The organism is Curtobacterium sp. ME12 (genome assembly GCF_903970855.1).
In the GTDB taxonomy this organism is placed as follows: domain Bacteria; phylum Actinomycetota; class Actinomycetes; order Actinomycetales; family Microbacteriaceae; genus Curtobacterium; species Curtobacterium poinsettiae_A.
The window spans coordinates 1-11,284 of sequence record NZ_CAJCKD010000026.1; the positions used below are offsets into that span (position 1 = coordinate 1).

6 protein-coding genes are annotated in these 11,284 nt (G+C 71.1%); 5 read left to right on the top strand and 1 reads right to left on the bottom strand.

Annotation, left to right across the window (positions count from 1 at the left end):
* The first annotated feature begins 185 nt into the window (after positions 1-185).
* The 3 genes from H7A73_RS12720 (at position 186) to H7A73_RS12730 (ending at position 5,592) form a co-directional block, all read left to right on the top strand.
* Positions 186-1,316, top strand: coding sequence for an ROK family transcriptional regulator (locus H7A73_RS12720; protein ID WP_182066291.1), 1,131 nt, complete (start codon positions 186-188; stop codon positions 1,314-1,316).
* A 104-nt stretch (positions 1,317-1,420) separates the two neighbouring features.
* A complete protein-coding gene (locus H7A73_RS12725) occupies positions 1,421-3,436 on the top strand; it encodes a beta-galactosidase (protein WP_182066292.1) in 2,016 nt (671 codons plus the stop codon).
* Positions 3,433-5,592, top strand: a complete 2,160-nt coding sequence (locus H7A73_RS12730; RefSeq protein WP_259362878.1) for an alpha-galactosidase — start codon at positions 3,433-3,435, stop codon at positions 5,590-5,592. The genes H7A73_RS12725 and H7A73_RS12730 overlap by 4 nt, the downstream gene beginning before the upstream one ends.
* Positions 5,593-5,900: 308 nt before the next feature.
* Here the strand turns inward: H7A73_RS12730 and H7A73_RS12735 are convergent, their stop codons facing one another.
* Positions 5,901-8,450 (bottom strand): glycoside hydrolase family 2 protein, encoded by a 2,550-nt coding sequence (locus H7A73_RS12735; protein ID WP_182066293.1) that lies wholly within the window; start codon positions 8,448-8,450, stop codon positions 5,901-5,903.
* A 116-nt stretch (positions 8,451-8,566) separates the two neighbouring features.
* Between H7A73_RS12735 and H7A73_RS12740 the strand changes: the two genes are divergently transcribed.
* Positions 8,567-10,252: an ABC transporter substrate-binding protein gene (locus H7A73_RS12740; protein ID WP_182066294.1), complete on the top strand. Its 1,686-nt coding sequence runs from the start codon at positions 8,567-8,569 to the stop codon at positions 10,250-10,252.
* 34 nt (positions 10,253-10,286) lie between these two features.
* Positions 10,287-11,276 carry an ABC transporter permease gene (locus H7A73_RS12745; RefSeq protein ID WP_182066295.1) on the top strand — a complete coding sequence of 330 codons (990 nt, stop codon included), beginning with the start codon at positions 10,287-10,289 and terminating at the stop codon, positions 11,274-11,276.
* The last annotated feature ends 8 nt before the right edge of the window (positions 11,277-11,284 follow it).

Consider the following 11,284-nt stretch of genomic DNA (forward strand, 5'->3'; position numbering starts at 1 on the left):
TCTCAGCGCCGATGGTACTGCAAGGGGGACCTTGTGGGAGAGTAGGACGCCGCCGGACTTAACGTGAAGAACCAGGGAACCCCTGACCAGTACTGGTCAGGGGTTTTCTGCGTTCTACGGCCCGTTCGGGGTCCTTGTCGAAGGGGTCTGGTCAGGCCGTAGGATCAGCCGACGACGGAGGAACGATGACCGAAGCCTGGCCGGCCCTGCCCGACGGCTCCCGCCTGGCGCTGCGGGAGATCCTCATCCACGGGGTGCTCTCCCGTGCGGAGATCGCCCGGTCACTCGGGCTCTCGCGCGCGAGCCTCACCCGGGCCATGCGCGTCCTCGTGTCACAGCGGCTCGTGGTCGAGGTGGGGACCGACGTGCGAGGCGCCACCGGCCGCCCGTCGGAGCTCCTGCAGGTGAGCAGCGGGCAGTGGGAGTTCCTCGGCGTCAAGCTCACGAAGGATCGCCTGTACGCCGCGGTCACGGACCTGGGCGGACGGGTCCTCGCGCTGCACGAGGAAGTGATCGACGACACCGCCGCCGATTCGCTGGCGGAGCAGATCACGGCCGTGCTCGAGCGACTCCGGGATGCGCATCCGGCCATCTGCGCGATCGGTGTCTCGCTGCCCGGTGACGTGATCGTCCGCGCGGGGGAGTCCGTCGTCGCGGCGTCGGTGTTCCTCGGGTGGCACGAGGTGCCCTTCGCCCGGATGCTCGAGGAACGGACCGGCATCGCCACGTTCACGGCGAACGACGTCCATGCGCTGACGGCGAAGGAGCACTGGTTCGGTGCTGGTGCCGGTCGTGGGTCGATGGTGCTCGTGACGGTCGGTGAGGGTCTCGGTCTCGGGCTCATCGCGAACGGGCAGGTCTCCACCGGGGAGCACGGGCGACTGGGGCGCATCGGGCACCTGCCGGTTCTCGGCGGCGGTCCGGACTGTGGCCTCGGTCACGCCGGGTGCGCGTCGAGCTACCTGCCGAGTCCGGTGATCGTGCGGAACGCCGGCCACGAGGGGAAGACCTACGACCAGGTGGTCGAACTCGCCCGGGACGGTGACGAGGGAGCGCTCGCTGCGTTCGAGGATGCCGGCCGCGCACTCGGGGTCCTGCTCGCCACGGCGGTGCACATCGCGGACCCCTCGGCGATCGTGCTGACGGGCGACGGGCTGCCCGTGTACGACCTGGCGCGGGCGACCGTCGACGAGTCGATGCGAGCAGCACTGGCGCCGTACACCGAGCCGGTCACGGTGGAGGTGCAGCCGTTCGAGTTCTCGGAGTGGGCACGCGCCGGAGCGGTGCTCGCCATCCGCCGGCTGCTGGGGGAGTAGTCCATCGCCGGAACAGCAGAGGTGTCGACGCCTTAGTTACACACGTTGACAAACGCTACTGCAGACGGGAGGCTTGAGCGGTCCACACCATCGAAGGAGATGCCGTGACCGCTGCCCCCACCGTCCCGTGGCCGACCGACGGCCTGTCGTTCGGCGGCGACTACAGCCCCGAACAGTGGCCCCGGCAGACCTGGCTCGAGGACGTCCGACTGATGCGCGAGGCCGGGGTGAACCTGGTCACCGTCGGGGTGTTCTCGTGGGCACTGCTCGAGCGGTCGCCGGGGGACTTCACGTGGGGGTGGCTGGACGACGTCCTCGCGCTGCTGCACGAGCACGGCATCGCGGTGGACCTCGCGACGCCGACCGCTGCCCCGCCGAACTGGCTGCTGACCGCACACCCCGAGATCCTGCCCCTGGACGCGACCGAGCGGCGGGAACGACCAGGCGGACGACTCGGGTGGTGCCCGGCCTCCGCGCTGTTCCGGGAGCACGCGCTCCGCATGGTCGACGCGCTGGCCGAGCGGTACGGCCGGCACCCCGCGGTGCGGCTCTGGCACGTCAGCAACGAGCTCGGTGGCGGCAACGGCCGGTGCTACTGCGAGGCGTCGGCAGCGGACTTCCGGCACTGGCTCGTCGCCAAGTACGGCGACGTCGAGTCCGCGAACACTGCCTGGGGCACGTCCTTCTGGGGACACACGTACACCTCGTTCGACGAGGTCTCGCCGCCACGGGGTGTGGGCGGGGCCCCGAACCCCGGGCTCGCGCTGGACTTCGAGCGGTACTCGTCCGACGCCCTGCTCCGTCAGTTCGACGCCGAGAAGGCCGTGATCGAGCGGCACTCGGACGTGCCGGTCACGACGAACTTCATGGTGGGTGCCGGGTCGCAGGTCGTCGACTACGCCGGGTGGGCGAAGCACGTGGCGATCGTCGCGAACGACCACTACACGCTCGTCGACGACGCCCGCCGCGAGCAGGACCTCGCGCTGGCCGGTGACCGGATGCGCGGGATGTCGGCGGACCGCCGTCCCTGGCTGCTGATGGAGCACTCGACCGGTGGGCCGAGCTGGCAGCAGCGCAACCGGGCCAAGGAACCGGCCGAACTCGTCCGGAACGCCCTGGCGCACGTCGCCCACGGGTCCGACGGGGCGCTGTTCTTCCAGTGGCGGGCCTCCACCGCGGGCGCGGAGCAGTTCCACTCCGCGATGCTCCCGCACGCCGGCACCCGCACACGCATCTGGCGCGAGGTGCTCGCCCTCGGCCGTGCGCTGCAGGACCTCGCCCCCGTGCAGGGCACCCGCGTGGAGCCGGCCCGGGTCGCGATCGTCGTGGACGAGGCCTCCGGCTGGGCAGTGCAGTCGGGGCTCAAGCCGCACCGGGGCCTGCGCTACGGCCGGGAGCTCCGCGCCTGGCACCGTGCGTTCCACGACCGGCAGGTGCTCACCGACGTGGTCCCCGCCGACGCCGACCTGGACGGCTACGACGTGGTCGTCGTGCCGACGATGCTCATCGTCGACGACGCGACCTCCGCCCGGCTCTCCGCCGTGGTGGACCGCGGCGCCACCCTGATCGTCACCTACCTGTCCGGCGTCGCCGACGAGACCGCACGCATCCGCACCGGCGGGTACCCGGGAGCGTTCCGCGAGGTGCTCGGCGCCTGGAGCGAGGAGTTCACCCCGCTGCAGCGCGACGAACGCTGGGCACTGGACGACGGCGAGGTGGTGAGCGACTGGGCCGAGGCGGTCGTGCTCGAGGACGCCGAGTCCGTGCTCCGGTACACCGACGGTCCGCTCGCGGGCCGGCCCGCCGTCACGCGCCGCGCCGTCGGCGGCGGCGCCTGGTACGTGTCCGCGATGCTCGCGGACGACAGCATCCAACGGCTCGTGGACGGGGTGATCGCGGAGCGGGGGATCCTGCGGACGGTCACCGGGCCTCCCGGCCTGGAGGCGGTGCGTCGCGTCGGCGACGACGGCTCCGCCTTCCTGTTCCTCGTCAACCACCGCGCTGACGACGTCACGGTCGTCGCGTCCGGGACGGACCTGCTCGACGGGTCCGGCCACGGGCCGGACACCGTCGTGCCGGCCGGACGCGTCCGCGTGCTGCGCGAGGAGCGGGTCTCGTGACCGTCGTGGAGCCCGAGCCGACAGCCGTCGCTGCGCGCGATCGAGCGGTGCACGTGCTGCGGTCTGCCGGGGTGTCGCTGGTGCTGGCGTCCGCGGCGGACGGGCTGCCCGAGGTGCTGCACTGGGGTCGGGACGTCGGGCCCGTCGCACCGGACGATACGGCCGATCTGCTGCTCGCACTCGGTCGGCCGCTCGGACCGAGTGCGCTGGACGCGCGGTGGCCGCTCACGGTGCTGCCGACCGAGCGCGACGGGTGGGAGGGTCGGCCGGGGATCGCCGGGCACGTGGACGGGATGCCGCTCGTGCCGCGGTGGCGTGAGGTGGTGGTGATCGGTGACGACGAGCGGATCGTCGTGACCGCCGAGTCCGACTCGTTGGCGCTCCGGAGTGAGTTCGCGCTCGACACCGCGGGGGTGCTGCGGGTGCGGCACACGGTGACGAACACGCACGCCGAGCCCGTGCACGTGCAGGCACTCGAGGCGACGCTGCCCGTGGGGGAGCGGATCACCGAGGTGCTCGACCTGGGCGGACGGTGGACCCGTGAGCGCACCCCGCAGCGCCGCACCGCGACGGCCGGGAGCCACGCACGGGAGAGCCGTCGCGGGCGGACCGGCCACGATTCGCCGACGTTGCTCGTGCTCGGGACACCCGGGTTCTCGGACGCCGAGGGCGAGCTCTGGGCGGTGCACCTGGCCTGGAGCGCGGACTCCGTGTACCGGTACGACCAGCTCGCCGAGGCACGGCCGTTGCTCGGCGCCGGAGAACTGCTGCGTGCGGGCGAGGTCGTGCTCGGCGAGGGGGACTCGTTCGCCGCTCCCGACGCCGCGTTCGTGTGGAGCGACACCGGGATCGACGGGCTGTCCGACCGCCTGCACGACTCGTTGCGCAGCCGCCCGGGGCACCCGCGACGACCCCGGCCCGTGGTGCTCAACACGTGGGAGGCCGTCTACTACCGACAGGAGCTCGAACCCCTGGTGGCACTGGCGGAGACGGCGGCGGACATCGGCGTCGAGCGGTTCGTGCTCGACGACGGGTGGTTCCTCGGTCGGCGGTCGGACTCGACCTCGCTCGGGGACTGGCGCGTCGACCCGGCGGTGTGGCCGGACGGGCTGGCACCGCTCGTCGACCGGGTGCGTGCGCTCGGCATGGAGTTCGGCCTGTGGTTCGAGCCCGAGATGGTCAGCCCCGTGTCCGAGCTGGCCGCGGCGCACCCGGAGTGGATGCTGCAGCGCCCCGAGGACGACGTGCGGACGTGGCGGAACCAGTACGTGCTCGACATGGCGAACCCGCTCGCCCGGCACCACGTGCTCGAGAGCATGTCCCGGGTGATCGGTGCGCACCACGTCGACTTCGTGAAGTGGGACCAGAACCGGGACATCGTGCACGCGGTGCACGCGGGACGCGCCGGCATCGACGCGCACACCCGCGGCGTCTACGCGCTGATGGACGAGCTGCGCGCGCGGCACCCGTGGCTGGAGATCGAGGCCTGCGCGAGCGGTGGTGCCCGGATCGACCTCGGCGTGCTCGAGCGCACCGACCGGGTGTGGCCGTCGGACTCGAACGACGCCTTCGAGCGACTGCCGATCCAGCGGTGGACCGAGGCGCTGCTCCCGCTGGAGCTGATCGGCTCGCACGTCGGGCCGGAGATCTCGCACACCACGGGCCGGCACCTCGACCTGGACTTCCGGATGGCGGTGTCGCTGTTCGGCTCGGCCGGCATCGAGACCGACATCACGAAGCTGTCGGCTGAGGAGCTCGACCGGCTCCGGGCGTGGACGGCGCTGTACCGACGGGAGCGCGGGCTGCTGCACTCCGGGCGGCTGCGGCACCTGGACCTCGGGGACCCGGGGACGGTGGCCACATCGGTGGTGGCCGCGGACCGATCGCGGGCGCTGGTGCGGGTGGCGCGGACGGAGACCGGGCCGAGGTCGTTGCCGGTGCCGCTCCGGGTGCGCGGACTCGACCGGTCGCGGCGCTACCGGCTCGCCCCGGTGTCCGGGCTCGCTGTCCCGCGCGGGCTCGACATGGTGCCGCCGGAGTGGCTCGTGCGCGGACACCTGGAACTGACCGGCGCCGTGTTCGAGGACGTCGGCGCCCGGCTGCCACTGCTCGCACCCGCGACCGCGATCGTGCTGGAGCTCCGCGCGATCGACTGAGTGCGGCCGGCCGTGCGCGGTCCGCTGCTCGCCGGGGCGAGCGGGCGAAATGGCGTCGTGGTGGTGGCGCGTGACCGGGGTGTTCCGCCCGCTCGGCCTGAGCGCAGGTGGCCAGCGAGGTGCGGGCGGGGCGAGCGGGCGAAATGCGGGGGTGGTGGTGGCGCGCGACCCGGGTGTTTCGCCCGCTCGCGGGATGGGGGCCGCGGAGAGCGTGCGGGGGTGACGGTTCCGGTTCGCGAACCCGGGGGATCGTGAACCGGAACCGTCATCGGCCCGAGGGAACGTCGGGGTCCCGCGCGGCACCCGGGTCAGGGCAGGAGCGAACCCGCGTGGCGGAGGACGAGCGGGTGGACGAGCTCCTGTGCAGCGATGCCCGGCGCACCCGTCACCGTGAAGGTCACCGACTCGCCGGGGAGCAGGGACACCAGGCCGTCGTCGACGCGGGCGGCTGCATCGACGCGGTCGGGGAACAGCGAGACGTCGCGCGCGTACGCCGTCGCCGTCACGGTGACCGTCGCGCCGTCGTCCGTCGCCGACACGACCGCGGACAGGGGCGAGGGCTCGAGCGCCTGGTCGACGACCTCGGCGAAGTCGTGCACGGTGCGGGTGCCGACTCCCGTGACGACGAGGACCTCGGATCCGGCGTCGCCCGGCACCGCGAGCGACGACGGCAGCTGCACCCGGTCAGCATCGGCGGGGGCGGCCGTGAGCATGAACGACGACGACTCGAGCACGGTGCCGTCGAAGGCGACGCGGGAGACCGTGACCTCGTCGGCGACCGAGGCCCCGGGCGCGTTGACGAGGACGACGTCGAGACCTCCGTCGCCGTCGCCACCCTGGCCGCCGGACGACGGCTGCACGGTGAGCAGCACGGGCTGGTAGGCCTGCCGGACGGCGTACCAGACGGGCTTCCGGATGCCGGCGTGGTCGACGAGGGCCCAGGACACCACGGGCCAGTCGTCGTTGAGCTGCCAGACGACCATGCCGGTGTTGTCGGGCGTGCGGGAGCGGAACCACTCCATGCCGAAGCGGATCGCGTGCGCCTGGTTGAGCTGCGCGGCGAAATGCCAGTCCTCGATGGAGGTCGGCTCGGGCAGGTGCCCGCGCATGCCGTCGGCGAGCTTCCGGTTGCCCTGGTCTGCCTTCTGGTGCACGAGCATCTCGTGGCCGTCCTGGTCGAGGGGCTCGTCGTGCACCACCGCGGTCAGGGTCGACCACGCCGGCGGGCCCTGGAACCCGAACTCGGCGACGAACCGCGGCTCCCAGTCGGCGTAGGCGCGGTAGTCGAGCCGGTTCCAGACGTCCCAGATGTGCACGCTGCCGTTCCGCTGGTCGTTCGGCGTCAGGTACTCGTCGAACGAGAACGGGCTGCCCGGCGTGTACGGCCGGGTCGGGTCGAGCTCGGCGACGACCGACGGCAGCAGGGAACGGTAGTAGCCGTTGCCCCAGGTCCGGCCGACGAGCGACGGCCGCCAGCCCCACTCGGCGTAGGCGACGAGGTTCTCGTTGTTGCCGTTCCACACCACGAGCGACGGGTGCGGGCTGAGGCGGATGACGGCCTCGCGGACCTCGGGCTCGACCTCGTCGGCGAGCCAGGGCTCCTCGGCGTAGGCGGCACAGGCGAACAGGAAGTCCTGCCACACCAGGACGCCGAGCTCGTCGCACCGGTCGTACAGGTCGTCGGACTCGTAGATCCCGCCGCCCCAGATGCGGAGCAGGTTCACGTTCGCGTCGATCGCGTCCTGGATCCGGTCCGCGTACCGCTCGGGTGTCATCTCGGTCAGGTAGGCGTGGTCGGGGATCCAGTTCGCCCCGCGCACCATGACCGGACGGCCGTTGACGCGGAGCAGGAACGGCGCCCCGCCGGCGTCGGCGGCGGTGTCGAGCGTGACCGTGCGGAAGCCCACACGGCCGGCCCACACGTCGTCGCCGACCTCGACCCGGACGTCGTACAGCGGCTGGTCACCCTCGCCGCGGGGCCACCAGACGGCGACGTCGGGGACCTCGAGGCGCACGGTCGCGGCACCGTCGACGACGGGGCGTGCGCAGACCACCCGGCCGGCGGTGTCGGAAGCCGCATGCCCTGCGGACGCGGGGTGCGCGGTCAGGGTGATCCGGGCCTCCAGGCCGGTGCCCGCGGAACCGTCCGCGGACGCGACGGGCGCGCTGCCGATCGCCTGCGAGAAGGAACCGGTGGAGCCGGCGTGCTCGACGTCGACGTGGGCCGTCAGCACACCGGTCGTGTCGTCGAGGTCGACGAGCGGACGGACGGACGCGATGCGGACGCCGCTCCAGGACTCGATGCCGATCGACTTCCAGATGCCGCTCGTGGCGACGTCGACGCCCCAGTCCCACCCGAAGTTCGACGCGTTCTTGCGGAGCGCGTTGTAGGGGTGGTGGTTGACGTGGGGCAGCTCGCCGCCGTGCAGTGCGGACAGACGCTCGGCGGCGGGGACGGGCGCGTCGAACGTGACGACGAGCTCGTTCGTGCCCGATCGGAGCAGGTGCCCGACGGGGAACCGGTACGAGCGGTGCTGGTTGGCGGTGGTCGCGACGACGATGCCGTTGAGCTCGATCGTGGCGAGGGTGTCGAGTCCGTCGGCGACGAGGTCGTGGCGGGTCTCGTCCGGCGCGGTCCACTCGAAGGTGCGGCGGTAGCGCCAGACGGTGTCGCCGATCCACTGGGTGGCGGCCTCGCCGTCGCCGTCGAACGGGTCGGGGATCCGGCCGGCCCGCAGCAGGTCGGTGTGCACGCAGCCGGGGACCTGCGCCGCGATCGGTTCGCGGTGCTCCGCCGACTCCTCGGGCCCGGTCACCGCCTCGAGGGTCCACGTGCCGTCCAGGGTGGTCCGCTCCATTGCGTCTCCTCATCGTTACGGGGCCGTGACCCGACCCCTTGACCGCCTTAGTTTACGCGTGTAACAATCACGCTCACAACGTGGACCCTGCGACGACGCAGACCGAGAGGACAACGATGTTCAACCCAACCCGTTCACGGCTCGCCATCGGCGGCGCCGTTCTCCTCGCAGCCGGCCTCGCGCTCAGCGGCTGCAGCTCCAGCGGCACCGCCAGCACGAACGACGCCGCTGCCTCGACCCTGGTGGCGTACACCGGCCAGTCCGGCGACTACCAGATCAACTTCAACCCGTGGTCGCCGTCCAACATCGGCGGTGTCGGCACGATCTACGAGTCGCTCTTCTTCATCACCAACGTCAACACGGAGGACCCGAAGCCGCTGCTCGGCAAGTCCTACGAGTGGAATGACGACGGCACGCAGCTCACCATCACGCTGCGCGACGGAGCCACCTGGAGCGACGGCGAGCCCTTCACCTCGAAGGACGTCGTGTTCACGCTCGACATGCTCAAGAAGCAGAAGGCCCTGAACTCGATCGGCTACGACGGCACCGCGAAGGCCGACGGCGACGACAAGGTGGTCGTCTCGTTCGACAAGCCGTCGTTCGTGCTCGGCCCGAACCTGCTCGGCAAGACCTGGATCGTGCCCGAGCACCTGTGGAAGGACATCGACCCGACCACCGACGTCGTGCGCGAGCCCGTCGGCACCGGCCCGTACACGCTCGGCACCTTCAAGGCGCAGGCGTTCACCCTCGAGGCGAACAAGAAGTACTGGGACGGCGCCCCGGCCGTGAAGACCATCCGCTACCTGTCGCTCTCCGGCAACACCGCCGGCGCCGACGCACTGAAGCAGGGGTCGATCGACTGGCAGACCGGCCCGGTGCCGAACATGGACGACATCCCCGCCAACTACAACGGCTACGACGGCATCACCGTCGGCCAGAACCAGATGGCCCTGCTGACCTGCGCGAACACCGACCTGGGCTGCGCCGGCCCGCAGACCGACCCGGCCGTCCGCCACGCGATCGCCGACGCCATCAACCGCAAGCAGCTCAACTCGCTGGCGTTCGAGAACACGGCGAGCGAGATCTCGCCGACCTTCGCGCTCACCACGACGCAGAAGGACACCATCTCGAAGGACATCGAACCGGCCGTGATGCCGGAGACCGCCGACACCGACGCGGCCGCCTCGACCCTCGAGGACGCCGGTTGGAAGAAGGGCTCGGACGGCATCTACGCCAAGGACGGCAAGAAGCTGTCCCTGACGGTCGAGGTCGTCACCGGGTGGACCGACTACATCACCGCGATCGACACGATGACGCAGCAGCTCAAGGCCGCGGGCATCGAGCTCAAGGCGCAGCAGTCGTCGTGGAACGAGTGGACCGACAAGAAGACCAAGGGCAACTTCGAACTCGCGATCGACTCGCTCGGCCAGGGCCCGACGGCGAACCCGTACTACCTGTACAACAACTACTTCACGACGGCGAACACCGCGAAGGTCGGCGAAGCAGCCCCGATGAACATCTCGCGGTACAGCAACCCCGACGTGGACAAGGCCATCGCGAAGCTCGCCACGATCAACCCCGAGGACACCGCGGCGACCCAGCCCGAGCTCGACACGATCCAGGAGCACATCGTCGAGGACCTGCCGTACATCCCCGTGATGACCGGCGGCACGACGAGTGAGTTCCACGCGGCGAAGTTCACCGGCTGGCCGACGAAGGACGACCTGTACGCGTTCCCGGCGGTCTGGGCGAGCCCGGACAACGCCGAGATCTTCAAGGCGCTCAAGCCGGCGAAGGGCTGACACCGATGGGATCGCGACCGAGGGGCACTCGACGATGACCTACTTCCTGCGCAAGATCGGCTTCTACGTCGTCGCACTGTGGGCGGCCCTGACGCTGAACTTCATCATCCCCAGGCTCCTGCCCGGCAACCCGGTGGACATCCTGCTCGCCAAGCTCCAGCAGCGCGGCGGGCAGGTGACCCCGGCGACCCGGGAGGCGTACGAGCTGCTCCTCGGTGGCGATTCCTCGGAGCCGCTCATCTCCCAGTACGGCCACTACCTGGTCAACGTGTTCCGCGGTGACCTCGGGGTGTCCGTCAGCTACTTCCCGGCACCCGTGACCGAGGTGATCGGCAGTTCGCTGCCGTGGACCATCGCGCTGGTCGGGATCGCGACGATCCTGGCCGCCATCATCGGCGTCGGCCTCGGGGCCTTCGTCGGGTGGCGGCCCGGCACCTGGCTCGACTCGTTCGTGCCGGCCACCACACTGCTCGCCGCGGTGCCGTACTTCTGGCTCGCGCTGATCCTGGTGTACTTCTTCGCCACCGGGCTCCACCTGTTCCCGGCGCAGGGCGGCTACGACGTCATCCTGACCCCCGGCTTCAACTGGGACTTCATCGTCTCGGCGGTGCAGTACGGGGTGCTGCCGGCGGTGACGATCGTGCTCGCGTCGCTCGGCGGCTGGCTGCTCGGCATGCGCAACATGATGGTGTCGACGCTGTCCGAGGACTACATCACCACCGCGCAGGCGAAGGGCCTGTCCGACGGCAAGATCCTGCGGAACTACGCCGCTCGGAACGCCGTGCTGCCGTCCGTCGCCGGGTTCGCGATCTCCCTCGGGTTCATCGTGTCCGGCTCCGTCGTCACCGAGCAGGTGTTCTCGTACCCGGGCATCGGGTCGAAGCTGCTGTCCGCCGTGACGAACAACGACTACGCGCTCATGCAGGGCATCTTCCTGTTCATCACCCTGGCGGTCCTCGGCGCGAACCTCGTCGTCGACCTGCTGTACGGACTGATCGACCCGCGCACGCGGGCCCGGAGCTAGGGGAGGAG

Excerpts from the sequence above, each read along its gene's own strand:
- H7A73_RS12720 (WP_182066291.1), top strand. The coding sequence starts at position 186 with ATGACCGAAGCCTGGCCGGCCCTGCCCGACGGCTCCCGCCTGGCGCTG.
- H7A73_RS12740 (WP_182066294.1), top strand. The coding sequence starts at position 8,567 with ATGTTCAACCCAACCCGTTCACGGCTCGCCATCGGCGGCGCCGTTCTC.
- H7A73_RS12735 (WP_182066293.1), bottom strand. The coding sequence starts at position 8,450 with ATGGAGCGGACCACCCTGGACGGCACGTGGACCCTCGAGGCGGTGACC.
- H7A73_RS12745 (WP_182066295.1), top strand. The coding sequence starts at position 10,287 with ATGACCTACTTCCTGCGCAAGATCGGCTTCTACGTCGTCGCACTGTGG.